Here is a 24,042-nt window from a genome sequence, read left to right as displayed (position 1 = left end):
GTCATGTGTCAACGGCAGCGGGCACCAGGTCAGTTGGCGGCGAGACGGTAGGTGATCCGGCCGAAGCCCACCTGGTCGCCGTCGCGGACCACGGCCGCGCCGACGACCCGGCGGCCGTTCACCGTCGTGCCGTTGGTGGAGCCGAGGTCGCGCAGCACCCACAGGCCGCCCTGGTGGGTGAGTTCGGCGTGCACGCGGGACACCGTCTCGTGCGTGAGCCGCAGCCCGTTGGCGGGGTCGCGCCCTATCCGCAGCGGATGCCCGTGCGCGGGGTGCGGCAGCAGCAGCTTCGGCAGCTTCTCGGCCCGCCAGGCACGGCGCAGCCGGACGGTGAACCCGGAGACGGCCTCGACCGTGCCGAACACCGCGCGCGAGAGGCGGCTCTCGCGCGGGAGGTCGGCGGTGAGCGCGGCGAGTTCGTCGGCGCGCCGCGCCACGAGCGCCAGCTCCATGCGCCGGATGAACGTGTCGTGGGACAGGCGGCCCTTGGCGACGCCGTCCCGCAGCACGCTCAGCGCCTTGTCACGCTCCGCGTCGGAGAGCCGCGCGGGGTACGTGGAGAACTCGAAGGACGACGTCACGCGGTGATTGTCGGTCAGCCGGGGGCGAGCTGTCCAGAAACCCCGTGAACGGAAGACCCGTCCCCGTCCGTGCCGGCCGCACGGCACGCGTACTTCGGGCGACACCCGCCGCAAAACGGCGGATCCCCCGTCGCATTGATCTCCGATGCCGCACGATGGAGGCGCTTCATCACGGTGAGCAGACGAAGGGGAACCGTCCGTGCAGTTCGAGGTGTGGGCACCACAGGCCGGCCGAGTGACGCTCCGGTGCGACGGCGTCACGCGGGCGTTGGAGCGCGATCCCGAGCGGGAAGGGTGGTGGCGGGGGGAGGCCGAGGCGCACGACGGCTCCCGGTACGGCTTCGCGCTGGACGACGGACCGGTGCTGCCCGACCCCCGGTCGCGCCGCCAGCCCGACGGCCCCGACGGGCTCAGCGCCGTCGTCGACCACGACCGCTTCGAGTGGAGCGCCGAGTGGACCGGGCGCCCGCTGCCCGGCGCGGTGCTGTACGAGACGCACGTCGGCACCTACACCCGCGAGGGCACCTTCGACGCCGCCGCCGAACGGCTCGGGCATCTCGCCGACCTGGGCGTGACGCACGTGGAGTTGATGCCGGTGTGCCCGTTCCCCGGCCGGCACGGCTGGGGGTACGAGGGCGTCTCGCTGTGGGCGGTGCACGAGCCGTACGGCGGTCCCGAGGGGCTGAAACGGTTCGTCGACCGGGCGCACGCGCTGGGGCTCGGCGTCGTCCTGGACGTGGTGCACAACCACCTGGGCCCGTCGGGGAACTACCTGCCGCAGTTCGGCCCGTACTTCACCGACACGCATCACACGCCGTGGGGCGCGGCGGTCAATCTGGACGCGCCCGGCTCGGACGAGGTGCGCGCGTACCTCGTGGACAGCGCGCTGGCGTGGCTGCGCGACTACCGGATCGACGGGCTGCGCCTGGACGCGGTGCACGCACTCGCGGACACCCGCGCCCGCCACTTCCTGGAGGAGCTGTCGGAGGCCGTCGACGAGCTGGCCGCCGACACCGGCAGGCCGCTGTTCCTGATCGCCGAGTCCGACCTCAACGACCCGCGTGTCATCACCTCGCGCGAGAACGGCGGCCTCGGCATCCACGCGCAGTGGAACGACGACTTCCACCACGCCCTGCACACCGCCCTGACCGGTGAGTCGCAGGGCTACTACGCCGACTTCGCCCGGGCCCCGCTGACGGCCGTGGCCAAGACGCTGACCGGCGGCTTCTTCCATGACGGCACGTACTCCAGCTTCCGGGGCCGCCACCACGGGCGGCCGCTCGACCGCACGCGCGTGGCCGCGCACCGGCTGCTCGGCTACAGCCAGACGCACGACCAGATCGGCAACCGCGCGCAGGGCGACCGGCTGGCCGCGCTGGTCTCCCCCGGGCTGCTGGCCTGCGCGGCCGCGCTGACGCTGACCGCGCCGTTCACGCCGATGCTGTTCATGGGCGAGGAGTGGGCGGCCGGCACGCCGTGGCAGTTCTTCACCGACCACACCGACCCGGAGCTGGCGAAGGCGGTCAGCGAGGGGCGGCGCCGGGAGTTCGCGGCGCACGGGTGGGCGGAGCAGGACGTGCCCGACCCGCAGGACCCGGCCACCCGTGACCGTTCCTGCCTGGACTGGTCCGAGCCGGAGCGGGAGCCGCACGCGCGGATGCTGGCGTGGTACCGGCAGCTCCTCGCCCTCCGCCGCGACCAGCCGGACCTCACCGACCCGGACCTCGCCGACACCAAGGTGGCCTACGACGAGGACCGGCGCTGGCTGGCCTTCCGCCGCGGCGACGTCCGCGTGGCGGTGAACCTGGGCGCCGGCCCGGCCGACATCCCCCTGGGCTCCCGCGAGGCCCGCGTCCTGGCGGCGTGGGAACCGGTGGACGTCCCGGGCCGGGACGGTCTGCTGCGTCTGCCGGGGGAGTCGGCGGTGGTGCTGCTGCAGGAGTGAGGGGGGCGGAGGGCGAGCGCGGGGCGGCACGGCGCCGCTTCTACGGGGCCGCGTCGCTGTCCCGCAGGTCGGTGACGCGCTCCAGCATGATCGGCTCCCAGGCCCGGCGGAGGCGCGTGCGGAGCAGGGGCAGGGACGCCGTGGCGTGGTGGACGAGCGCCTCGGCGAGGTGGATGACGCAGTCGCAGCGGGCCAGCCACAGGCCGCGCAGGCAGGGGCGTGCGCCGTAGCCCGCCAGCGTGGCCGCGCGGACCGCGGCGGGGGCTCCGACGGCGCGGGCCAGGCCCGCGATGTCCTCGGCCGGATCGCCGACCACCGCCGTGTCCCAGCCGAGCACCCCCCGCACCCGGCCGTCCGCGCCGACCACCAGATTCCCGCCCGTGAGGGCGTGGTGCACCAGCACCGCCGAACCCGCCTGCGCGGCGAGCTGCACCGTCGCGGCCTGGGTGAACTGGCGCAGTCGCGCCGCCTCGAACTCGTCGGCCTTGTCGAGCAGTTCGACGGCCTCCGCGGCGGCCCGCCGCAGGGTCTCCAGCGATCGCGGAGGCACACGGGGCACGCCCAGTGACTCGGCCTGCCGTACCGGCACCTGGTGCAGCCCGGTGAGCAGGCCCGCCAGGTCCGTCTCGCCGACGGCGGACACCGTGTTCTCCTCCGCCGTGCCGCCGGACAGCCGGGTGTCCAGCGAGCACAGCAGGCCGGGCGCCCACTCCCCCTGCGCCACCCCGACGGGCAGCGCGACGGGCACGTGCGGGCGCACCACCTCGCGCAGCCGAAGCGCGCGGCGCCACCGCACGCCGGTCGCGCGGTCCGGGGCGAGGTGCAGCACGTACCGGGTGCCCACCAGCCAGGTGGTGGGGTCGGCGCCCTCGCCGGCGGGCCGCACGTCGGGGGCGGCGGCGGACGCGCCGCCCCCGTGTCCGCTGTCCTTGAGCAGGGACCGGGCCAGTCGGCGGACGGTGTCAACGGTGGGTGTCGGTGCCTGGGTCATGGTCGCGCCATCGCCGTTCGGAGAGAGGCAGGGTGGGGACGGGGCGGAAGGGCCGGACGGTGCCGCTCAGTCGACTGTCACCATCCCCCGCTCCGTGTCGTTCAGCCGCCGTCCGCCGTCCTCCGTGACGGTCACGATGTCCTCGATCCGCACCCCGAACCTCCCCGGCAGATAGACGCCCGGCTCGACGGAGAAGCACATGCCGGGGACGAGCGGCTGCTCCTCGCCCTCGATCATGTACGGCGGCTCGTGGGTAGTGACGCCGATGCCGTGTCCGGTGCGGTGGATGAAGTACTCGCCGTACCCGGCGTCGGCGATGACCGCGCGGGCCGCCCGGTCGACGTCCTGGCAGGCCGCGCCCGGCCGCACCGCGCGGAAGCCGGCCTCCTGCGCCTCGCGCACCAGGTCGTGCACCCGGCGCTCCTCCTCGGTGGGTTCGCCGACGTGCACCGTGCGGGAGGTGTCGGAGCCGTAGCCGTCCCGGAGGCCGCCGAAGTCGAGGACGACCATGTCGCCGCGCTCGATCCGGCGGTCGCCGGCCTCGTGGTGCGGGTTGGCGCCGTTGGGGCCGGAGGCGACGATGGTGAAGTCGACCTGGGAGTGGCCGAAGCGGCGCAGCAGCGCGGCGAGGTCGGCGGCCACCTCGGACTCCCGGCGGCCGGAGAAGCGGACGTTCCTGATCTCTTCGAACGCGGCGTCGGCGGCGGCGCCGGCCGCGGCGAGCCGCTCCAGCTCCGCGGCGTCCTTCACGGCGCGCAGCATCGGCAGCGCCTCGGTGAGGGAGACGTACGAGGTGCCGGGGAGCGTCTTCTGGAGTCCGAGCAGGTGCAGCGCCCAGGCGTTGTCGCTGACGCCGAACCGCCCCTGGGCGTCGAGCAGGGCGGCGGTGAGGGCGTAGGGGTCCTTGCCGTCGGTCCAGTCGCGCAGGGCGAGGGCGGGCGCGCCGGTGGCCTTCTCGGCGTCCGGGGCCTCCAGGGTGGGGACGACGAGGACGGGTTCCCGCCCGGCGGCCAGGACCAGCAGGGTGAGCCGCTCGGTGACGGCGGGCGGTGCGTATCCGGTGAGCCACACCAGGTCCGGGCCGGGGGCGACGAGCAGCCCGGCGAGTCCGGCGTCGGCGGCCTGCCGCGCCGCCCGGTCCATACGGGCCTTGTAGTCGTCGGCGGTGAAGGGCACGGGCGCGGTGCCGGTCATCCGGATGCCTCCCAGGGCGGACGTCGGGGCTACGGGCAGCATCCTGCCCGCCGAACGGGTACGGCGCGAGCCGGTTGCGGGGGGTTGCCCCCTCCGGGGGGCGGAATCTCCGGCTCCGCCCCGCCCCGCCCCGCTCCGCTCCGCTCCGAGCGTCCGGGCGTTCGTTCGACCGCGCGCCCTCGCACACCTCCTCACGTGAGGATCCCGGGAACCGCCGTCAGCTGCTGGTAGCCGCCCGTGGGGTGCCGGACGGTCAGGCGGATCTTCGTGCCCGGCGGGGTGCGGGACACCGCGTGGGCCAGGTCCGCGGCCGTGTCGACGCGGGTCGTGCCGACGGCGAGCAGCAGGTCGCCCTTCCGGAGGCCGGCCGTGAAGCCGGGGCCGGGGTTCTGCACGCCGACCACCAGGGCCCCCGGCCGGCCGTCGTCGGTCACCTCCACCCCGAGCCGGGCGGAGAGGGCCGGCGCGGGCACCGGGACCGGGCCCGCCGGTGCGGTGACCAGTACGCCCAGGCCGGCTCCGGCCGGCAGCAGCACGAGTGCCGCCGCCGTGCCCAGCAGCGCGGCCGTCCGCCGGCCCCTCGGGCGCCCGGAGGGCGGCGTCCCCGGGGCGGCGGGCACGGGTTCCGGCCGGGTGCCGGCGCGGTCGCCGGGCATCGGCCGGGGGCGGAGCGCGGGAGGTTCCATGGCGGCCGGCCGTCAGACGAGGACCGGGAGTGCCGGGGACCGGTGCGGCAGGAAGCCGTGCACGCGCCGGGACAGGTACTCGTCCTTGTACCGGTCCACGCTGCGGTGCCAGTTGAGGATGCCCGCCATCCAGTTCTGCAGGTCGGCCACATAGCCCCGCATGACCGCCCGCGCCTCCTCCGACAGCTGGAAGTCGTCGTAGACCACGGGCAGTTCGTGCGCGACGACATGCTCGAACTGCCGCATGCGCTGGTTCATCAGGTCCGCGACGACGGGCAGCGCGGTCGCGTAGTCGACGCCGAAGAAGTTCTGCACGACGAGGACAGCGTTGTGCATCTCCCCCTCGAACTCGATCTCCTTCTGGTACGAGAACACGTCGTTGAGCAGGCACGCGAAGTCGATCGCCGCGTTCTCCAGGGAGTGGACGGGACCCGTGCGGTAGACCTCGGGCGGGACCGCGGGGCCGTGTCCGGCGCGGCACAGCCCGAGCGTGAGGTCGGAGCCGAAGGTGGCGCGGCGCATCTCCAGGTAGTCCACCGGGTCCGGGACGCGGTTCTGGATCTGGTTGGACAGCTCCCACACCCACGACTCGGTCATCGTGTCGACGGCCGTCCTGAGGGGGCGGCGCTGCTCGGGTGTCATCCCGGCCGTCGTGCGGGCCCACAGGTCGATGAGGGCCCGTTCCATCGCGTTGGCGGGCGGCGGGACCTCCTCGCCGTCCAGCGGCATGCAGGCCGACAGCCGGGCCGTGGTCAGCCGGGCGGCGGCCAGGTCGCGGCGGTGGCCGTGGACCAGCGGGTAGTAGTCGTCGCCGTAGGTGCCGAAGGCCAGCCAGCCGGAGGCGAGGTCGAGCTGCTCCTGGGTGGCGTCCGGGTCCAGGCCGGCCGCGCACAGGGGCAGGTCGCAGCCGGCGAGCCTGTCCTCGTCCCAGACGCCCTCGCTGAGGATGCCCATGCGGTGCGACCACTCCAGCAGATGGAGCCGGGAGCCTTCGAGGGCCGGGCTGAGGGACAGCGGGAACGGCATCCGGATCTCCGGGACGACCGAAGGCCCGACCTTCTGGTACGGCACGTGCCGGTAGGGGCGCAGCCGCTCCGAGGCGGCGCGGGCGAGCAGCGCGCCGGCGTCGGCGGCGGACGTGCCGGGGCCGGTCAGGGTCTGCCAGGCGGGGCCGGGGCGGGCGTTCTCGTTCATGTAGCGGCTGGAGCGCAGGTGCCATTCGTGGCCGCCGGCCTGCCAGTCCTGCAGCCCCTTGGCGTACGCGGCGACGGCGGCCGTCCCGGCCGGGGTGAGCCCCTGCTCCAGGGCGACGGCGGGCACCTCGGTGAACGCGGTGTGCTCGAACTGGTGCAGCCGGGAGGTGAGGACGTCGTTGACCAGGTCGGCGGCCTCCTGGGTGGTGCAGCCGAAGAAGGTCTCCAGGACGAGGACCCCGTTGCTGAGCTCGCCCTCGTCCTCGACCTCCCGCTGGTAGGAGAACAGGTCGTTGCGCAGGTGCACGGCGTCGGAGAACGTCTCCATGAGCACCCGCAGCGGGCGGGTCCCGGCGACGGCGGCCGGCACCTCGGCGGTGGCGTACTCCACGAGCCCGGCCGACCAGGGGGCGCCGCCCACCTTGCGGCGCATCTCGATGTACTCGACGGGGTTGGCGATCCGCCCCTCGTTGATGTTGGACAGCTCCCACAATGACTCGTTGAGGAGGTGCTCGGTGGCGACGGCGAACCTGCGGCGCCAGTCGGCTGACATGGCCGGCACGGTGCGCGCCCACAGATCGGCGAGGCCCGCCTCGACCGGGTTCTCCGGCTCGGGGACGGGCGTCCCCGGCTCCAGGGGCATGAACAGCGGCAGCCGGTCCAGGTGGGCCTTGCCGCCGGCGCGGTCCTGGGTGCGCTTGTACTTTTCCAGGAAGTGGTCGTCGAAGAAGAACACCCACACGTACCAGTCGGTGATCAGGGACAGCGCGGGGCCGTCGCAGTCGGGGTGCGTATAGGCGCAGAGCAGGCCGTAGTCGTGCGCGTCGAGGTCGGCCCGCTCCCAGACCCCGCTGCCCTCCAGCATGCCCATCTCGCGCGCCCAGGCCGCGGAGTGGGCCCGGGCCTGGTCCACGTGCGGATTGAGGCGCGCGGGGTGCGGCATGTAGAAGTGCGGGAGTGCGAAGGGCTGCGTCATGGCCGGGGGCTACCCGTGCCGGTCCGGCGGCATCCGCCGGCCGCTTGGTGATCACACCTTCGCGTGAAACCTGCACCAAAACGGGAGTTGAGGGCTCAGGTCCGTACCTGGATCAGCGCGTGGGTGCCGCTGGTGCGCCAGCGCCCGCCCTCCTCCGCGTCCAGCGCCGCCTCCGTCCCGGGGTCCAGTCCGGTGATCACGTCGGACTTCAGGGTGCGCAGGGCGGCGACAGGTCCCGGGAAGTAGGCGGTGACGTCGGCGAACGAGGTGGTCGGGGGCCAGTACCGGTCGCCCACCAGGCGGCGGTAGTTGAGGTCGCCCTTGAGGACGGTGAGCGTCGCCGCGGCGAAGTCGGCGCGCAGGTCGTCCGGCATGTCGGCGTACGGCAGGGGCGCGCAGGAGAACGGGTGGGTGCGCAGTGCGAGCCGCCCGTCGGTGAGGGCGGCGCGCAGGCGGTGTCCGTACGCCCCGGCGGCGCCCTTGGCGGCGGTGAGGCGGCGCACGGCGTCGAGGACGTCGGCGGTGGTGGCGTCGGAGACGTAGTACGGGTGCGGCTTGACGTGCAGAACGGCGCGGGCGATATGGCCGTGGGCCAGCAGATGGGCGATCAGCAGCAGATCGGGGACGAGTTCACGGCCCGCGTTGTCGGCGACCAGGCAGAGGGCGCCGGCCGGGGAGCCGTCGAGCAGGGACCACAGGCGCTCGCTGTCGTCGGCGACGAGGGCGGGGACGGCGGCGGTCTCCTCGGCGCCCTCGGCGGACATGCGGAAGCCCAGGTCGGCGCGGTTGCCCCAGAGGGAGCCGTGCAGCAGGGCCCGGGCGCGCGCGTCCTCGGGCACGTCCTCGAGGGCGTCCAGCGCGGCGAGTTCCTCGTCCGTGGCGGGTGCGTCGAGCTCGGCGAGCTTCGCGGGGCGGAAGGGGTCGACGCCCTGCCAGGGGCCGGGCTCGAAGTAGCGGACGGCGTGCAGCAGTTGGCGGTAGAACCAGCTCTCGGACCACAGCCAGGGCACGTCGTGCCAGGAGCGGCCGGCGTGGGCGTCCATGCCCCAGGCGGCCCAGCGGTCACGGTCGTGGGCGCCGGCCGGCAGGGGTGTGACGGCGCCCTCGGTGCAGTTCACCAGCAGGGCGTCGAGCGCGCGGCGCTGCTCCGGGCCGTAGGGGGTGTCCTCGGCGACCTGGCGGAGGATCGCGGGGTGCCGCTCGGCCAGCACGCCGTACGGGAAGGTGCCGGGCTCGTCGGCGACGATCACGGGGGCGGCGGGGGTGTCGGGCATGGGGCTCACCGTAACCCGCCGGGCGCCCGCGCGCCGGGCGTCACAGCGGGGCGGTCTCCCGTTCCAGCCGTGCGGCGAGGGAGAGGTAGCGGGCGCGGCGGGTGACGGGGACGAGGCCGCGGAGGAGGAGCTGCCACATCTCGGCGGTGCGCCGGGGCTGGCGGGTGACGGGTTCGCGGGTGCGGCCGACGACCCGGGTGCCGACGAAGAAGCAGACCAGGGAGTGGGCGACGACGTCGATGTCGGTGTCCGGATGGATGTCGGACTCCTCGACGGCGGCCGCCAGCCGGGCCCAGACGATGTCGAGCCACTCGGTGAAGGGGTGGCTGAGCGGCGGGCGCGGCCGGGTGGCGCCGGTGGCCAGCCGCAGGCCGGCCCGCAGCACGGGGTCCTCGGCGAACATGCGGGCCATGCAGAAGGTGAGGCGCATCAGCGCCTCCAGGGACGTGCGGCCGCGCGCTCCGGTGTCGCGGGCGAGCCGGCGGCAGGTCGCGGACTGGAGTTCCAGGATGGCGTGGGCGAGGTCCTCCTTGGCGGCGAAGTGGAAGTACAGGGCCCCTTTGGTGACCCGGGCGTGCTCGACGATGTCGCTGAGACTGGTCGCTTCGTAGCCCTGCCGGTCGAAGAGGTCCGCGGCGGCCGTGATGATCGTCGCGCGGGTCTTCTCGGCGCGTACCTGCCTTGCCATCGACTGCACTCCTATGGCCGGAAAGCGACGGGCCATGCCGTTTGTTTCTCACGCCCCGTACACGATAACTCACCGTGTGATGACGTTCATCACCCCGGCGGGCGGGCCGAGTTGACCATACAGGGCATACAGGGCGTACGCCGCGAGGTGAAACAGCGCGCGAGGTATCCATGTGCGCGCCCCCTCATGCCGTACGGAGCCTGCAGTTCCGCTTCCCACGTTCTCACGGTTCATCACAATGCGGCAGCGGCACCTCACTTCGCGTGGCTGTTCACTTGACGACCAGTGGTTCCACGCGATTGGCTCCGGCCAGCGAGAGTCACCCGGATGGCCGCACGCCGCGGTGGCCCGAATCCGTCGGTGTCTCTCCCCCGCACTTAGCTCTGCCGCACAGCGAGGTCCGCGCTCCTCATGAACACTCGTCCCCGCCGCATCCCGAGACGCCGAACGGCGGTCCTGGCGGCCGCGATCGGTCTGCTGGTGGCGGGCTGCTCCTCCGGCACGGACGAGAGGGCCGACGGCGCGGGCGCCGCGCGCGGCTCCGGTGACCTGCGGGTCGCGCTGGTCACCCACGGCAGCGAGGGCGACGAGTTCTGGGACCGGGTGCGCAAGGGCGCCGAGACCGCGGCCGCCAAGGACGGCGTCGAACTGACCTACCTCAGCGACCCGGACGGGGCCGGACAGGCCGACCTGGTGCGCCAGGCGATCAGGGACGGCGTCGACGGCATCGCGCTCACCCTGGCCAAGCCGCAGGCCATGAAGGACCCGGTGAACGAGGCGCGGGCCGCGGGCATCCCCGTGGTCGGCCTCAACTCGGGTGTGGACGCCTGGAAGAAGGCCGGGCTGCTGGCCTTCTTCGGCCAGGACGAGAGCCTGGCGGGCCGCGCCGTCGGCGAGAAGCTGAACGACCTGAAGGCCCGGCACACGCTGTGCCTCGTGCACGAACGCGGCAACGTCGGCCTCGAGGCCCGCTGCGCCGGCGTGAAGAAGACGTTCCGCGGCACGACCGAGAACCTGTACGTCGACGGCACCGACGAGCGGGCCGTCTCCGGCATCCTCACGGCCCGGCTGCGCCAGGACCCCTCCATCGACCAAGTGGTCACCAACGGGGCCGACTTCGCGCTCGCCGCGGTGGATGCGGCGGCCGAGGCGGACAGCGACGCCGACGTGGCCACCTTCGACCTGAACGAGGAACTGCTGGACGCCGTGCGCGGCGGCAACGTCCGGTTCGCCGTCGACCAGCAGCCCTACCTCCAGGGCTACCTCGCCGTGGACGCGCTGTGGCTGTACCGGACCAACGGCAACGTCAGCGGCGGCGGGGCCGCGCCCGTCCTCACCGGGCCGGCGTTCGTCACCAAGACGGAGGCGGACTCGGTCGCCGGGTTCGCCGCCGCCGGAACCCGCTGACGGCCGCCGTGCGTACCGTCCCGACCACCCGACAGCTCTAGGACCACGATGTCTCCACGGACAGGTGCCCGGCGCCGTCTCGGCTCCATACGCCTCTCGCTGATCCTGCTCGCCCTGGTGCCCTGCGTCGCCCTCGCCGGGCTGTGGGGCGTGACCACGATCCGCATGTTCTCGGAAGGCCTGGAGCTGCGGTCGCAGACCCAGCTGAGCCGGTCCACCGGCGCGATGGGCACGCACGCCGCGCTCGACCTCCAGCGGGAGCGGGCGCTGACCGCCGACTGGCTGTCCGCACCGGACGGTTCACGGTCCGCGCTGGACACCCAGCGGCGCGCCACCGACCGGTCCGTGGCCCGGCTCATGGGGCAGGCGGACGCGATAGCCGAGGCGCCGGCGCGCATCTCGGACCGGCTGTACTCGGTGCTCGGCTCGGTGGGCAGCCTGGAGTACTACCGCGCCCAGATCGACAACCCCCGCGACATCACCGCCGAGGAGGCGCTGGAGCAGTACACGTCGGTCATCGACGACCAGATCCACGCCTTCCAGGAGCTGTCCCAGGTCGACGACGGCGACCTCACCTCCCAGGCGCAGCCGCTGGTGTCCCTGGAGCACGCGGCGGAGCTGGTGTCCCAGGAGGACGCGCTGCTCACCCTCGCCTGGCCGTCCGGGCGCCTGGACGCCGAAAGCTGGCAGGAGTTCGCCGAGCTGGTGCACACCCGGCGCTGGCTGGTCGCCGACCAGATCAAGCCGTCGCTGAGCGGCGACCTGAAGACGCAGACCGAGCGGATCCTGTCGAGCCCCGAGTGGCGCGCGCTGGAGGCGGTGGAGGACCAGGTGCTGGCCACCCCGGCCGAGGGGGAGGCCCGTGAGGTCGAACTGCCGGACCTGCGGGACCGGTGGGCCGAGGCCATGGACAAGGTCACCCCGCAGTACAGCGCCATGATCCGGCAGCAGACCGACGCGCTGCTCACCCGCAGCGCCGACGAGGCGCGCAGCCTGCTGGTGACCGCCGCGTCGCTGAGCGCCGCGGGGCTGCTCGCGCTGCTGCTGTGCGTGGGCCTGTCCTGGCGCATCACCCGCTCGCTCTCCCGCCGGCTGCGCGGACTGCGGCTGGCCACCCTCGGCCTGGCGCAGGAGCGGCTGCCGGACGTGGTGGCCCGGCTGGAGCGCGGCGAGAAGGTCGACCCCGAGTCGGCGACCACGCCCCTGGACTACGGCGACGACGAACTCGGTCAGGTGGCGCAGGCGTTCAACACCGCGCAGCGCACCGCCGTGCACACCGCCGTCGAACTCGCCGACACCCGGCGCGGCTTCCAGAAGATCATCCTGGGCATCGCGCGGCAGAGCCAGAACCTGGTCAACCTCCAGCTCAGCAAGCTCGACGCGCTGGAACGCCGGCACACCGACCCCGAGGTCCTCAAGGGCCTGTACGAACTCGACTCCGCGGCCAGCCAGTTGCGCCGGTACGAGGAGAACCTGGTCATCGTCAGCGGGGAGCGCCCCGGCCGCAGCTGGAGCGAACCGGTCGCGCTGATCGACATCCTGCGCAGCGCGGTGGGCGAGGTCGCCGAGTACCAGCGGGTGGAGGTGTTCGCCGACGAGGAGGTGTCGCTCGCTCCGCCCGCGGTGGCCGACGTGATCCATCTGCTCGCCGAGCTGATCGACAACGCGACGGTGTACTCGCCGGCGCCGAGCCCGGTCACGGTGCGGGCGGCGATGGTCGCCAAGGGCCTCGCCGTCGAGGTCGAGGACCGGGGGCTCGGCATGTCCGAGGAGGACTACGCCTCCCTGAACGCCCAGTTGGCCCAGGAGCCGCAGTTCGACGTGGTGGCCCTCGCCGACGATCTGCGGCTCGGAATGTTCGTGATCTCCCAGCTCGCGCACCGCCACGGCATCGCGGTCACCCTGCGCCCGTCGCCGTACGGCGGGACGACGGCGATCGTGCTGCTCCCGCACGAGGTGGTCGTCGTGACCGACGAGCCGTCGGACGCCGGGCGGGAGGCGTCCGCCTCAGGCTCCTCCCCGCAGGACGCCTCCTCCTCGCCGCGCCCCCTCCCGGCCCGTGACCGCTCGGGCACGGCGCGCGGGGGTTCCGGCGCCGCGGCCGAGGACGCTTCCGCGGGCCGGGACGAAGCCACGGACGGCCCCGGGGCCGCCGGGGAGGGGTCCGCGACCGACCGGGACGACGCGGCTGCCTCGGAGGCCGGTCCCGCGGCCACGCGGGCCGGCTCCCGTCCCGCACGGGGCGTTTCCGGCTCGGCACGGGCGGAATCCGCGTCCGGGGACGGAGACACCGCGACTCCGCGGGCCGGCTCCGCGACCCCGCCGGACGGCGCCGGCACCCCGCGGAAGGCCGCCGCGCCCGAGCCGGACGACGGCGGCGCCCGTAAGGGCGGGCTGGCGCCCCTCCCCCGGCGGGTGCCGCAGACCAGCCTCGCCGCCGAGCTGCTCGAGGAGCCCGCGGCCGCCGACCCGTGCGACGACGAGTTCACCGCCGAGCACGCCGCCTCCTCCCTGGCCTGTTTCCAGCAGGGCACGCTCCGGGCGCGGGACGCCGTCGGCGACGTGCCCGAGGGCGGGCCGCCCCGCGTGCCCGCGCCCGCCTCCGGGCACCCGACCGCCGAAGCCGACCGCTGACCGCCGACCGCTGACGAAGGAACACCTCCATGACACGCCCCCTGCCCGCCACCCACACCCAGCTGGACCAGCTGCTGACCGGACTCGTGGAACGGGTCGCCGACGTGAACCAGGCCGTCGTGCTCTCCGAGGACGGCCTGGTGGTCAGCAAGTCCACCGGCTTCCTGCGCGACGACGCCGAGCGTCTGGCCGCGACCGCGTCCGGCCTGATGAGTCTGAGCAAGGGCGTCAGCATGGACTTCCGCGGCGGCCCGGTGCGCCAGGCGCTCATCGAGATGGCGCACAGCTACCTGATCCTCACCTCGGCGGGACCCGGCGCCCATCTGGTGGTGCTGACCGGCCCGAAGGCGGACGTCGGCGTGGTGGCGTACCAGATGAACATGCTGGTGAAGAAGATCGGCGAGCATCTCAGCGCGGCCCCGCGGGACGCCGGCGGTCCCGCCGAAGACCCAGGCGTGTGAGGTGGGCGGCAGCGACTCGGCGGGCCGGCTGGTACGGCCGTTCACCCTGACCGGGGGCCGCACCCGGCCGAGCCGCGCCGACTTCACGCTCATCACGACGGTGACGGCGGCGGACCCGCAGCCCGAGACGGCCGCCCGGCCGCAGCCCGAGCACACGCGGATCCTGCGGCTGTGCGCCCGCCCGATGGCGGTCGCGGAACTGGCCGCGCGGCTCGACCTGCCGGTGAGCGTGGTCGTCATCATGCTCTGCGACCTGCTGGAGGCGGGCCGGATCACCGTCCGTCCACCGCGTTCCGTCACCACCCCGGATCCGGACCTGCTGCAGAAAGTGAGGGAAGGCCTTGGCCGGCTCTGACACCGACGCCCGGGCGTCCGCCGACGGCGGCGCGCCCGACACGGTCAAGATCCTGATCGCCGGCGGTTTCGGCGTGGGCAAGACGACCTTGGTCGGCTCGGTCAGCGAGATCAGGCCGCTGCGCACCGAGGAGCCGCTGACCATGGCGGGCCTGGACGTCGACGATCTGGACGGCGTCGAGGAGAAACGTGTCACCACGGTGGCCATGGACTTCGGCCGGATCACCGTGTCCGACGATCTGGTGCTGTACCTGTTCGGCACGCCGGGGCAGCAGCGGTTCTGGTTCATGTGGAACGACCTGGCCCTCGGCGCGCTGGGCGCCGTGGTCCTGGTCGACGTGCGGCGGCCGAAGTCGAGCTTCGCCGCGATCGACTTCTTCGAGCGGCGGGGCATCCCGTTCGTGGTGGCCGTCAACGGCTTCCACGGCGAGCACCCGTACCCGGTGGAGGACATCCGGGAGGCGCTGACGCTGCCGGCGGAGGTGCCCGTGCTGCTGTGCGACGCACGGGAGCGGGAGTCCTCGCGGGACGTGCTGATCGCGCTGATCGACCTGCTGATCGCGCAGGCGGCGGCCGCCGCGGGATGAGCACGCGGGGTGCGGCGAAACGATCCGCCGCACCCCCCGGCGGGTCTCAGCCGAGACCGGCGGACTTCAGCCAGGCCTTGGCCACGTCCAGCGGGTCCTTCTTCTCCAGCTGCACCTGGGCGTCCAGGTCGAGCAGCGTCTTGGTGTCCAGCTTCGCGGAGACCGCGTTCAGCGCCTCGACGCCCTTCTGCGGCAGCCCGTCCTTGCGGACCAGCGGGGTGACGTTGGCGAACCCGAAGAGGTTCTCCGGGTCCTTCAGGACGACGAACTTCTCCTTCACGATGGTCGGGTCCGTGGTGAACACGTCCGCCGCCTGCACCTCGTTCTGCGCCAGGGCCGCCTGGGTCAGGGGGCCGCCCGCGTCCAGCGCCTTGAAGGCCTTGAACTTCAGCCCGTAGACCGCCTCCAGGCCCTTGAGGCCCTGCTGCCGGGTCTGGAACTCGGGCGAGCCGCCGATGACCAGCTCGGGCGCGACGTCCTTGAGGTCGGCGAGCGTGGACTCGGCGGTGAGGCCGTGCTTCTTCGCCGTCGCCGCGTTGAGGGCGACCGAGTCCTTGTCCTCGGCCGGCGACGACTCCAGCAGCGTGAGCTGCTGGTCCAGCTTCGCCTTGACCGCCTCGTCGACCGCGTCGGCGGAGGTCTGCTCCGCCTTCGGGTCGAGGTAGGCGAGGAGGGAGCCGTTGTACTCCGGGAGGACCGTCACCGAGCCGTTCTTCATCAGGCCGTACGTGGTCTCACGGCTGCCGATGTTGTGCTTGTAGGTGACCTTGAGGCCCTTGGCGCGCAGCGCCTCGCCGTAGATGTCGGCGAGCAGGGTGGATTCGGCGAAGTTGTTCGAGCCGACGACGACCGTGCCCGCCTCGGCCTTGTCGCCGTCGAGCGGATTGTCCGAGGTGTCCCCGGAGGAGCACCCCGTGAGCAGCGCCGCCGCGGCGGCGAGCGCGACCGCCGCCGCCCCGTGGTGCCTCGTCCTCGATCTGCTGCTTCTCGCCGTAGAAGTCATTCACCGATCCAATCCAGCCGTCTCACGCCCGGTCAAGAACGTCAGGGTCACATTTGTCGTACAACTGATCGAATGTCAGCGGCGGCGCACTCCGGGCGACACCACGAGCCGTCCGACGCCCCAGAAGAGCACGAGGGTGATCAGGGAGAGGACCGCCACCAGCGTCGCGCCGCCGACCACCTTCTCGTAATTGCGCTGGTAGAGCCCGTCGATGATGTACCGGCCCAGCCCGCCGAGGCTGACGTAGGCGGCGATGGTGGCCGTGGACACGATCTGGAGGGCGGCGGTCCGCAGGCCGCTGAGGATCAGCGGGAGCGCCACCGGCACCTCCACCCGGAACAAGACCCGGAACTCCCGCATGCCCATCCCGCGGGCCGCGTCGACCGGAGCGGGGTCGACGGCGCGGACCGCCTCGTAGGTGGTCACCAGGACGGGCGGCACGGCGAGCACGACCAGCGGGATCATCACGGGCAGCAGGCCGAAGCCGATGAGCAGCACGGCCAGCACCAGCAGGCCGAAACTGGGCAGCGCGCGGGCGGCGTTGGCGACGACGGCGATCGCGTTGCCGCCGCGTCCGGTGTGCCCGGTCAGCAGTCCGACGGGCAGGCCGATCGCCGCGGCGATCGCGAGGGCGAGCAGCGAGTACTGGACGTGTTCCAGGAAGCGGGACGGGATGCCGTCGTAGCCCTGCCAGTGGGCGCTGTCGCTGAAGAACGCCTGGACGAAGCTGAGGACGTTCACCGGGCGGCGCCCTTCGTGAGGAGCTCCTCGCGCGGGGCGGCGGTCCGCTTCCGTCCGGAGCGGGGCATCCAGGGCGTCAGCACGCGGCGCAGGGCGACCAGCGCGGCGTCGCACACGATCGCGAGGACCGCCGTCGTCAGCACCGCGTTCGCCGCGAGTTCGGGCCGGTCGTACTTCTGCGCGGCGGCCATCAGATTGCCGAGGGCGCCCTGGTTGCCGATGAGGGCGCCGACGCTGACCAGGGAGATGCTGGACGCGGTGGCGACCCGCAGGCCCGCGATGACGGCGGGCGCGGCGATCGGCAACTGCACCTGGAGATACCGCCGTACGGTGCCGAAGCCCATGGCGGTGGCGGCCGAAAGGGTCTCGTCCGGCACCGAGCGCACGCCGTCGGCGATCGCCGGGACCAGCACCACCAGGCTGTACAGGGCCAGCGGGATCATCACGGTCAGCTCGGTCTGGCCGGTCCAGTCGATGAGCACGACGAAGAAGGCGAGGGACGGCACCGCGTAGAGCACGGTCGTCACCCCGAGCACCGGCGGGTACAGCCAGCGGAACCGGTTGCACAGCAGCGCCAGCGGCAGCGCGAGCAGCAGCCCGGCGGCCACCGGCAGCAGGGCCTCGCGCAGATGCACCCCGATCAGGCCGGCCCAGCTGTGCTGGAGGTCGCTGGGGATGTCGAAGAAGCCGTTCATCCGGCGACCTTCTCGTCCTCGCCGCGCGCCGGGGCGGAGTGCGCGCCGGCCGCGGTGTGGGCCGAGCGGATCGCCTCGCCGATGGTCTGCTGGGAGACCACGCCGGTCACCCGGCCGTCCGCGTCGACGGCGACCGCCCAGCCGGTGGGCGAGAGGACCGCGCAGTCCAGCGCGGCCCGCAGCGAGTCCGTCCCGGGGCGGAACGGCCGCCCGTACGGCAGCAGTCGCTCCGTGCCGCCGGTGCTCCCCCGTTCCCTCCAGCCGAGCGGGCGGCCGTCGGCGTCGGTCACCAGCAGATACGGCACCCCGGCGGCGGTGAGGCGTTCGGCGGGCGCGTCGGCCGGGACCACCGCGTCGGTGGTGAGTTCCAGCGCGTCGGAGGCGAAGAAGGACAGCCGGCGGATGCCCCGGTCGGCGCCGAGGAAGTCCTCGACGAAGGCGTCCGCGGGGTCCGACAGCAGCTCGGCGGGCGGGGCGTACTGGGCGAGCCGCCCGCCCTCGCGCAGCACGGCGACCATGGTGCCGAGCTTGATGGCCTCGTCGATGTCGTGGGTGACGAAGACGATGGTCTTGCCCAGCTCGTCCTGGATGCGCAGCAGTTCGTCCTGGAGCCCTTTGCGCACCACCGGGTCGACGGCCGAGAACGGCTCGTCCATCAGCAGCACCGGCGGGTCCGCGGCGAGCGCCCGCGCCACGCCGACGCGCTGCTGCTGGCCGCCGGACAGCTGGTACGGGTACCGCTTGGCCAGGGAGGCGTCGAGCCCCACCCGTTCCATCAGCTCCGCCGCGCGCTCCCGGGCGCGCTGCTTGCCCCAGCCGAGCATGCGGGGCACCGTCGCGATGTTGTCGGCGATGGTGCGGTGCTGGAACAGGCCCGCGTTCTGGATGACGTAGCCCATGCCGCGGCGCAGGGCGGTCACCGGCCGGCGCTGGACGTCCTCGCCGTCGAGGAGGATCCTGCCCTCGGTGGGCTCGACCATCCGGTTGATCATGCGCAGGGTGGTCGTCTTGCCGCAGCCCGAGGGGCCGACGAGGACGGTGATCGAGCGGTCGGGGATCTCCAGCGACAGCCGGTCGACCGCCACCGTGCCGTCCGGGTACCGCTTCGTGACTGAGTCGATCCGTATCAAGACGCCGCTTGCCCTTCGGGTGGCAGAAGATGGTCGGCCGAGGTCGCCCGCGCCGTGTGCCGGTCGAGTGTAGACGTCGGCACCGACGAGGCCCCGGGAAAAACACGGGACCCCGGCGTCGGGGCGGCCGGGGGCCACGCCGCCACCTGCCCGGATCCCGGCGGGCCAAACCACCTGCCGCGACCGGACCGTGTGGGGGACGGCTGCCGGCTTCCTGTCGTTTCGCTGTCGATCGGGTTCCGGTCGTGCAGCGGCCTCGGGCGGGAGGGGCGCGGTGACGCAGTATGGGCGGGTGGACAGAGTGCGACTGCTCGTGGTGGACGACGACCCTCCGATAGCCGACCTGGTGGCGACGGTCGCCCGGTACGAGGGGTGGGAGGCGGTCACCGCCCACACCGGCGCGGAGGCGCTGCGCCGCGCCGACGCGTTCCGCCCGGACATCGTCGTGCTCGACCTGATGCTGCCGGACGTCGACGGCTTCGGGGTGCTGGACGGGCTGCGCCGCTCCGGGCGGATGGTGCCGGTGGTGTTCCTCACCGCGCGGGACGGGGTCGCCGACCGGGTGGCGGGGCTGACCCGGGGCGGGGACGACTACCTGGTCAAGCCGTTCGCGGTCGAGGAGCTGATGGCGCGGCTGCGGACGGTGCTGCGGCGCAGCTCGGGCCCGGACGTCGCCCGGTCGGTGCTGCGGGTGGGCGACCTGACGATGGACGAGGACACCCGGGAGGTGCGGCGCGGCGAGCATCCGCTGGCGCTCACCCCGACCGAGTACGAGGTGCTGCGGTATCTGATGCGCCGCTCCCCCACCGTGCTGACGAAGGCCCAGATCCTCGACCACGTGTGGGAGTACGGCTTCGGCGGCCGGTCCAACGTGGTGGAGCTGGTGGTCAGCCGGCTGCGGCGCAAGCTGGACGCCACCGGCGCGCCGCTGATCCGGACCGTGCGGGGCTTCGGGTACGTGATCCGGCAGGCGGCGGAGTGAGGACCGCCGCCCGGCGGCTGCGGGACACCTACCGGCGGATGCGGCTCGGCACCCGACTGGCGCTGGGCCTCGGGGTGCTGTCGCTCGCGGTGTTCGCGGTCGTCGGCACGGCGCTCACCGCGTACATGCGGGACTATCTCGAACAGCAGCTCGGCGAGCAGCTGAAGCTCATCCAGACCGTGCAGGCCAAGGACGCGGCGGCGCACGGCACGGTGCGGCGCAAGCCGTACTACGGCTGGTACACGGCGGTGTACGACGTCAGCGGCGGCTCGGTCTCGCTGCGCCGGCCCGCCGACGTGCCGGACGACACCCGGCCGCTGGCCGATCTGGCGCGGGCGATGGCGCACTCCGACACCGAGCTGATGCGCACCGCGCGGATCGACGGGGAGGGCACGTACCGGCTGCGCGGCTGCGAGGTCGAGCCGGGGGTGGTGCTGGTGAGCGCGGCCCCGGTGGAGGACGTGGAGGAGACCGTCGAGCGGCTGGTCACCGTGCAGGTGGTGGTGTTCGCGCTGGCGCTGACGGCGCTGGTGGTGTTCGGACGGCGGATGCTGCGGCGCGGTCTCAAGCCGCTGAGCGACATGGCGCACACCGCGCACGGCATCACCTCGCACGACCTGACCGAGGCGGCGGCCCGGCTGCCGCTGCGCGCGGACGGACGCGACGGCGGACGTGAAGTGGCCGAGTTGCGCACCGCGTTCAACACGATGCTGGAGCACATCGACGACTCCCTCGCGGTCCGTGCGGAGGCGGAGCTGCGGCTGCGCCGCTTCGTCGCGGACGCCTCGCACGAACTGCGCACCCCGCTGATGTCGGTGCGCGGCTACGCGGACCTGTTCCAGTACGCCGCCGCGAACGAACCGGCCGAGCGGGAGCGGCACCTGGCGCGGCTGCGGGCCGAGGCGGCGCGCATGGGGATCCTGCTGGACGACCTGCTGCTGCTCGCCCGGCTGGACGCGGCGGAGGCGGAGACGCCGCTGCGGACGGCGGACACCGACCTGACGGAGCTGGTGCAGCAGGCGGCGGACGCGTTCCGTGCGGGCCGTCCGGCCCATCCGCTCACGGTGACCACGCGCACCACCGGCCCGCTGGTCCTACGCCTCGACCCGCAGCGGATACGGCAGGTGCTGGACAATCTGCTCGCCAACGCCGCCGTGCACACCCCGCCCGGCACCCCGGTGACCGTCGAACTCGCCGCCGGCGCCGGCACGGCCCTGGTGCGGGTCGCCGACGCGGGCCCCGGCATCCCGGCGGACCACCGGGACCGGGTCTTCGACCGCTTCTACCGCGTCGACAAGGCCCGCACCCGCGACCGCGGCGGCAGCGGACTCGGCCTTGCGGTCGCCCGCTCCCTGGTCCGCGCCCACGGCGGCGACATCGACCTGACGAGCGGACCGGGCGCGACGGTGTTCACGGTGCGGCTGCCGTTCCGGGGTCTTACGGAGGTGTGACGTGCCGGGCGCCAGGCCGCGTCCCAAGCGGGCGCGGGCTTAGCGTGAGGGCATGCGTGTGCTGGTCACCGGCGGTGCCGGGTTCATCGGGTCCCATGTCGTGACGGCGTTGCGGGAGCGCGGGCACGAGCCCGTCGTGTTCGACGTCCGCGGCGACCCGGCGGCGGACGTGCGCGCGCCGGACGCGGTGCGGGCGGCGCTCGACGGCGTGGACGCGGTCTGCCACCAGGCGGCCATGGTCGGCCTCGGCACCGGTTTCGCCGACGCGCCCGAGTACGTCTCCCGCAACGACCTCGGCACGGCCGTCCTGCTGACCGCGATGGCCGACGCGGGCGTACGACGGCTGGTGCTGGCCGGCTCGATGGTGGTGTACGGCGAGGGCCGCTACGAGTGTGCCGGGCACGGGGTCGTACGGCCGGGCCCGCGCGCCGAGGAGGACCTGGCGGCCGGGCGGTTCGAACCGCCGTGCCCGGTGTGCGGCGCCGCCCTCGCCCCGGGCCTGGTCGCCGAGGACGCCCCCGCCGACCCGCGCAACGTGTACGCCACGACCAAGCTGGCGCAGGAACACCTGGCCGCCGCGTGGGCGCGCGCGACGGGCGGCTCGGCGGTGTCGCTGCGCTACCACAACGTGTACGGTCCGGGCATGCCCCGGGACACCCCGTACGCCGGGGTCGCGTCCTTCTTCCGCTCCGCCCTGGCCCGCGGGGAGGCCCCGCGCGTCTTCGAGGACGGCGACCAGCGCCGGGACTTCGTGCACGTCCGGGATGTCGCCTCGGCCAACGTGGCGACCCTGGAGGCGGATCCGCCGGCCGGCGCCCTCACCGCGTACAACACGGGCAGCGGCACGCCGCACACGGTCGGCGAGATGGCCCGCGCCCTGGCCGAGGCCCACGGCGGCCCGTCCCCCGTCGTCACCGGCGACTACCGCCTGGGCGACGTCCGCCACATCACCGCGGACTCCACCCGTCTACGAGCCGACCTCGGCTGGAAGCCGGAGGTCACCTTCGAGGCAGGAATGAGAGAGTTCGCAAGCGCCCTCTAGGGGCGCGGGGAACTGCGCGACCAGCCCCCACCGGCCCGCGCCGAACCCTCAACCGCACGCCCCCAAAACCCTCACCCCGCCACAGGCAACGTCACCTCGAACCGGCACCCGCCGGAAACGTTCCGCACCGTCGCCCTCCCCCGATGCGCCTCCACGATCCCCCGCACGATCGCCAGCCCCAGCCCCGCCCCCGCCGGAGGCGTCCTCGCATGGCTCCCCCGCCACCCCGTGTCGAAGACACGGTGCAGGTCCTCCTCGGGAATCCCCCCGCACCCGTCCGTCACGGACAGCACCACCCCCTCCCCCGCCCGCCGCGCGGACACCGCGACCGTGCCGTCCGCCGGCGTCCGCCGGATCGCGTTGACCAGCAGATTCCCCAGCACCCGGCTCATCTCCCGCCCGTCCACCTCCACCGGCACCGGTTCCACCCCGTCCCCGACGAGCCGCACCCCGTGCTCACGAGCGAGCGGATCCGCCCCCGCGAGGGCGTCGCCGACGAGGTCGTAGACGCTCATCCGGGCCGGCGACAGCGACAACGCCCCCGCGTGGATCCGGGACAGCTCGAAGAGGTCCCCGACCATCTCGTTCAGCCGCTCCACCTCCGTGCGGATCTGCCGGAGATAGCGGTCGGGATCGGCGGCCACCCCGTCCTCCAGCGCCTCGGCCATCGCGCGCAGTCCGGCGAGCGGGGTCCGCAGGTCGTGCGAGATCCAGGCGACGAGCTCCCGCCGGGAGGTCTCCAGGGCCCGCTCCCGGTCCCGCGACTCCGCGAGCCTCACACTCGTGGCCTGCAACTCCCGGCTCAGCGCCGCGAACTCGGCCGCGGCGGGCCCGTCAGGCGCGGCGAAGTCCCCACCGTCCCCGAACGACCGTGCGGCCAGCGTGAGTTCATGGCTCCGGGCGACGACCCACCGCCCCAGCAACAACGCGGTGACCAGCGAGACCACCGCGGCCATGGCGACGACGGTCGTCACCACGCTCAGATCGTGCGCCGAAAGGAACATCGCGCGGGCGACGGCCAGCGTCCCCGCCAGCATCGCCGCGACCGCGACGGCGGCGACGACCGCGAGGTGCGCGGTCAGCGACCACCGCCGGATCAGCAGCAGGACGCCCGCGCCGAGCACACCGGCCGCGGTGGCGCCGAGGAACGCGAACAGGGCGATGAGCAGAGCGTCGCGCACCGTCTCACCCCTCCTCGGTCGTCGCGGGGTCGAAGCGGTAGCCGACGCCCCACACGGTGCGGATGAGCCGGGGCCGCGCCGGGTCGTCCTCGACCTTGCCGCGCAGCCGCCGCACATGGACGGTCACGGTGGACAGGTCGCCGAAGTCCCAGCCCCACACCTCCCGCATCAGCTCCTCCCGCGCGAACGCCCGTCCGGGGTGTGCGAGGAAGAACGCGAGGAGGTCGAACTCCCTCACCGTCAGCGCCAGTTCGGCCCCGTTCTTGACGGCCCGCCGGGCCTCCGGGTCGACGGTGAGCCCGGCCGCCCGCAGCACACCGGAACCGGCGCCGGGACCGGACGCGTCCCCCGCCGGCCGCGCGCGGCGCAGCACGGACCCCACCCGCAGCACCAGTTCACGCGGGCTGAACGGCTTGGTGACGTAGTCGTCGGCGCCGACCTCCAGGCCGAGGATGCGGTCGTCCTCGTCGCCCCGCGCGGTGAGCATGATGACCGGCACCGGCCCCTGCCCGCGCATCCTGCGGCACACCTCGAGGCCGTCCATGCCGGGCAGCATGAGGTCGAGGACGACCAGGTCGGGCCGGTGGGCGGCCGCGCGGGCGAGGGCGTCGGGGCCGTCGCCGGCCCGGTCGACGACGTACCCGGCGCGGTCGAGGTAGCCCGTGACGATCTCGGCGACGGTGGGGTCGTCGTCGACGACGAGGACCCGGGCTCCGGCCCCGCCGCCGGTGGGTGGCTGCTCCATGCCGTCCAGCCTCGCACCCCGTGCGCGCGAACCGTCGGGGCGGGCGGCGACGTCCGAGTTTCGTAAGGAGCCGATGCCCGGTATGCCCGTTTCGCGTTCGT

At 73.7% G+C, this 24,042-nt stretch carries 22 protein-coding genes; 9 read left to right on the top strand and 13 right to left on the bottom strand.

Annotated features, from left to right (window positions below):
* Positions 1-29 precede the first annotated feature (29 nt).
* The gene (locus ACP7TJ_RS26400) at positions 30-581 is read right to left on the bottom strand and encodes a DUF1707 and FHA domain-containing protein (RefSeq protein ID WP_093766203.1); all 552 of its coding nucleotides are present in this window, start codon (positions 579-581) and stop codon (positions 30-32) included.
* Positions 582-780: 199 nt separating this feature from the next.
* Here ACP7TJ_RS26400 and treZ point away from each other — a divergent pair, with 199 nt between their 5' ends.
* A complete protein-coding gene (treZ, locus tag ACP7TJ_RS26395; RefSeq protein WP_427765844.1) occupies positions 781-2,526 on the top strand; it encodes a malto-oligosyltrehalose trehalohydrolase in 1,746 nt (581 codons plus the stop codon).
* A gap of 40 nt (positions 2,527-2,566) precedes the next feature.
* On the opposite strand, the gene ACP7TJ_RS26390 is transcribed toward treZ, so the two are convergent.
* From ACP7TJ_RS26390 to ACP7TJ_RS26365, 6 genes are all read right to left on the bottom strand, one after another.
* Positions 2,567-3,517 carry an aminoglycoside phosphotransferase family protein gene (locus ACP7TJ_RS26390; RefSeq protein WP_093766205.1) on the bottom strand — a complete coding sequence of 317 codons (951 nt, stop codon included), beginning with the start codon at positions 3,515-3,517 and terminating at the stop codon, positions 2,567-2,569.
* Between the two features lie 66 nt (positions 3,518-3,583).
* On the bottom strand, positions 3,584-4,711 hold the full coding sequence (locus ACP7TJ_RS26385; RefSeq protein ID WP_167744147.1) for an aminopeptidase P family protein: 1,128 nt from the start codon (positions 4,709-4,711) through the stop codon (positions 3,584-3,586).
* Positions 4,712-4,902: 191 nt separating this feature from the next.
* On the bottom strand, positions 4,903-5,397 hold the full coding sequence (locus ACP7TJ_RS26380; protein WP_167744146.1) for a PDZ domain-containing protein: 495 nt from the start codon (positions 5,395-5,397) through the stop codon (positions 4,903-4,905).
* 12 nt (positions 5,398-5,409) lie between these two features.
* Positions 5,410-7,566, bottom strand: a complete 2,157-nt coding sequence (gene cyc2 / locus ACP7TJ_RS26375; RefSeq protein ID WP_427765839.1) for a germacradienol/geosmin synthase Cyc2 — start codon at positions 7,564-7,566, stop codon at positions 5,410-5,412.
* A 95-nt stretch (positions 7,567-7,661) separates the two neighbouring features.
* Positions 7,662-8,840 carry a damage-control phosphatase ARMT1 family protein gene (locus tag ACP7TJ_RS26370; protein ID WP_427765836.1) on the bottom strand — a complete coding sequence of 393 codons (1,179 nt, stop codon included), beginning with the start codon at positions 8,838-8,840 and terminating at the stop codon, positions 7,662-7,664.
* Positions 8,841-8,880: 40 nt separating this feature from the next.
* On the bottom strand, positions 8,881-9,528 hold the full coding sequence (locus ACP7TJ_RS26365; protein ID WP_427765833.1) for a ScbR family autoregulator-binding transcription factor: 648 nt from the start codon (positions 9,526-9,528) through the stop codon (positions 8,881-8,883).
* A gap of 411 nt (positions 9,529-9,939) precedes the next feature.
* Here ACP7TJ_RS26365 and ACP7TJ_RS26360 point away from each other — a divergent pair, with 411 nt between their 5' ends.
* From ACP7TJ_RS26360 to ACP7TJ_RS26340, 5 genes are read left to right on the top strand one after another with little or no spacing between them, the layout of a single operon-like run.
* Positions 9,940-10,935, top strand: a complete 996-nt coding sequence (locus ACP7TJ_RS26360) for a substrate-binding domain-containing protein (RefSeq protein ID WP_093766211.1) — start codon at positions 9,940-9,942, stop codon at positions 10,933-10,935.
* Between the two features lie 48 nt (positions 10,936-10,983).
* The gene (locus ACP7TJ_RS26355; RefSeq protein WP_427765830.1) at positions 10,984-13,569 is read left to right on the top strand and encodes a nitrate- and nitrite sensing domain-containing protein; all 2,586 of its coding nucleotides are present in this window, start codon (positions 10,984-10,986) and stop codon (positions 13,567-13,569) included.
* A 29-nt stretch (positions 13,570-13,598) separates the two neighbouring features.
* Positions 13,599-14,030, top strand: coding sequence for a roadblock/LC7 domain-containing protein (locus ACP7TJ_RS26350; RefSeq protein ID WP_093766213.1), 432 nt, complete (start codon positions 13,599-13,601; stop codon positions 14,028-14,030).
* A 1-nt stretch (position 14,031) separates the two neighbouring features.
* Entirely contained in the window at positions 14,032-14,385 is a 354-nt protein-coding gene (locus tag ACP7TJ_RS26345; RefSeq protein ID WP_093766214.1) for a DUF742 domain-containing protein, read from the top strand.
* Positions 14,372-14,971, top strand: a complete 600-nt coding sequence (locus tag ACP7TJ_RS26340) for a GTP-binding protein (RefSeq protein WP_427765826.1) — start codon at positions 14,372-14,374, stop codon at positions 14,969-14,971. Before ACP7TJ_RS26345 ends, ACP7TJ_RS26340 begins: the two co-directional genes overlap by 14 nt.
* Positions 14,972-15,017: 46 nt before the next feature.
* On the opposite strand, the gene ACP7TJ_RS26335 is transcribed toward ACP7TJ_RS26340, so the two are convergent.
* The 4 genes from ACP7TJ_RS26335 to ACP7TJ_RS26320 form a co-directional block, all read right to left on the bottom strand.
* Positions 15,018-15,974: an ABC transporter substrate-binding protein gene (locus ACP7TJ_RS26335; protein WP_387790387.1), complete on the bottom strand. Its 957-nt coding sequence runs from the start codon at positions 15,972-15,974 to the stop codon at positions 15,018-15,020.
* 75 nt (positions 15,975-16,049) lie between these two features.
* Positions 16,050-16,715: an ABC transporter permease gene (locus ACP7TJ_RS26330; protein ID WP_427765823.1), complete on the bottom strand. Its 666-nt coding sequence runs from the start codon at positions 16,713-16,715 to the stop codon at positions 16,050-16,052.
* On the bottom strand, positions 16,712-17,410 hold the full coding sequence (locus tag ACP7TJ_RS26325) for an ABC transporter permease (protein ID WP_093766218.1): 699 nt from the start codon (positions 17,408-17,410) through the stop codon (positions 16,712-16,714). The genes ACP7TJ_RS26330 and ACP7TJ_RS26325 overlap by 4 nt, the downstream gene beginning before the upstream one ends.
* Positions 17,407-18,540: an ABC transporter ATP-binding protein gene (locus tag ACP7TJ_RS26320; protein WP_376724137.1), complete on the bottom strand. Its 1,134-nt coding sequence runs from the start codon at positions 18,538-18,540 to the stop codon at positions 17,407-17,409. The genes ACP7TJ_RS26325 and ACP7TJ_RS26320 overlap by 4 nt, the downstream gene beginning before the upstream one ends.
* A 292-nt stretch (positions 18,541-18,832) precedes the next feature.
* Here ACP7TJ_RS26320 and ACP7TJ_RS26315 point away from each other — a divergent pair, with 292 nt between their 5' ends.
* The 3 genes from ACP7TJ_RS26315 to ACP7TJ_RS26305 are packed head-to-tail and all read left to right on the top strand — an operon-like array spanning position 18,833 to position 22,015.
* A complete protein-coding gene (locus tag ACP7TJ_RS26315; RefSeq protein WP_093766219.1) occupies positions 18,833-19,522 on the top strand; it encodes a response regulator transcription factor in 690 nt (229 codons plus the stop codon).
* A gap of 38 nt (positions 19,523-19,560) precedes the next feature.
* The gene (locus tag ACP7TJ_RS26310; protein WP_093766530.1) at positions 19,561-20,973 is read left to right on the top strand and encodes a sensor histidine kinase; all 1,413 of its coding nucleotides are present in this window, start codon (positions 19,561-19,563) and stop codon (positions 20,971-20,973) included.
* A 52-nt stretch (positions 20,974-21,025) separates the two neighbouring features.
* A complete protein-coding gene (locus ACP7TJ_RS26305; protein ID WP_427765818.1) occupies positions 21,026-22,015 on the top strand; it encodes an NAD-dependent epimerase/dehydratase family protein in 990 nt (329 codons plus the stop codon).
* A 71-nt stretch (positions 22,016-22,086) separates the two neighbouring features.
* Here the strand turns inward: ACP7TJ_RS26305 and ACP7TJ_RS26300 are convergent, their stop codons facing one another.
* Together ACP7TJ_RS26300 and ACP7TJ_RS26295 are read right to left on the bottom strand one after the other, a co-directional pair.
* Positions 22,087-23,196 carry a sensor histidine kinase gene (locus ACP7TJ_RS26300; RefSeq protein WP_093766221.1) on the bottom strand — a complete coding sequence of 370 codons (1,110 nt, stop codon included), beginning with the start codon at positions 23,194-23,196 and terminating at the stop codon, positions 22,087-22,089.
* A 4-nt stretch (positions 23,197-23,200) separates the two neighbouring features.
* Entirely contained in the window at positions 23,201-23,941 is a 741-nt protein-coding gene (locus tag ACP7TJ_RS26295) for a response regulator transcription factor (protein ID WP_093766222.1), read from the bottom strand.
* Positions 23,942-24,042 lie beyond the last annotated feature (101 nt).

The organism is Streptomyces sp. DSM 41931, assembly GCF_050271085.1.
Taxonomy (GTDB): Bacteria; Actinomycetota; Actinomycetes; order Streptomycetales; family Streptomycetaceae; genus Streptomyces; species Streptomyces albogriseolus.
Note: the sequence above shows the minus strand (reverse complement) of the source record. Positions and strands in the feature narration are given on the sequence as shown.

What these genes read in the sequence shown, in the direction of transcription:
- ACP7TJ_RS26390 (WP_093766205.1), bottom strand. Translation starts at nt 3,517, where the DNA reads ATGACCCAGGCACCGACACCCACCGTTGACACCGTCCGCCGACTGGCC.
- ACP7TJ_RS26385 (WP_167744147.1), bottom strand. Translation starts at nt 4,711, where the DNA reads ATGACCGGCACCGCGCCCGTGCCCTTCACCGCCGACGACTACAAGGCC.
- ACP7TJ_RS26380 (WP_167744146.1), bottom strand. Translation starts at nt 5,397, where the DNA reads ATGGAACCTCCCGCGCTCCGCCCCCGGCCGATGCCCGGCGACCGCGCC.
- cyc2 (WP_427765839.1), bottom strand. Translation starts at nt 7,566, where the DNA reads ATGACGCAGCCCTTCGCACTCCCGCACTTCTACATGCCGCACCCCGCG.
- ACP7TJ_RS26370 (WP_427765836.1), bottom strand. Translation starts at nt 8,840, where the DNA reads ATGCCCGACACCCCCGCCGCCCCCGTGATCGTCGCCGACGAGCCCGGC.
- ACP7TJ_RS26365 (WP_427765833.1), bottom strand. Translation starts at nt 9,528, where the DNA reads ATGGCAAGGCAGGTACGCGCCGAGAAGACCCGCGCGACGATCATCACG.
- ACP7TJ_RS26360 (WP_093766211.1), top strand. Translation starts at nt 9,940, where the DNA reads ATGAACACTCGTCCCCGCCGCATCCCGAGACGCCGAACGGCGGTCCTG.
- ACP7TJ_RS26355 (WP_427765830.1), top strand. Translation starts at nt 10,984, where the DNA reads ATGTCTCCACGGACAGGTGCCCGGCGCCGTCTCGGCTCCATACGCCTC.
- ACP7TJ_RS26350 (WP_093766213.1), top strand. Translation starts at nt 13,599, where the DNA reads ATGACACGCCCCCTGCCCGCCACCCACACCCAGCTGGACCAGCTGCTG.
- ACP7TJ_RS26335 (WP_387790387.1), bottom strand. Translation starts at nt 15,974, where the DNA reads ATGACTTCTACGGCGAGAAGCAGCAGATCGAGGACGAGGCACCACGGG.
- ACP7TJ_RS26325 (WP_093766218.1), bottom strand. Translation starts at nt 17,410, where the DNA reads ATGAACGGCTTCTTCGACATCCCCAGCGACCTCCAGCACAGCTGGGCC.
- ACP7TJ_RS26310 (WP_093766530.1), top strand. Translation starts at nt 19,561, where the DNA reads ATGCGGCTCGGCACCCGACTGGCGCTGGGCCTCGGGGTGCTGTCGCTC.
- ACP7TJ_RS26305 (WP_427765818.1), top strand. Translation starts at nt 21,026, where the DNA reads ATGCGTGTGCTGGTCACCGGCGGTGCCGGGTTCATCGGGTCCCATGTC.
- ACP7TJ_RS26295 (WP_093766222.1), bottom strand. Translation starts at nt 23,941, where the DNA reads ATGGAGCAGCCACCCACCGGCGGCGGGGCCGGAGCCCGGGTCCTCGTC.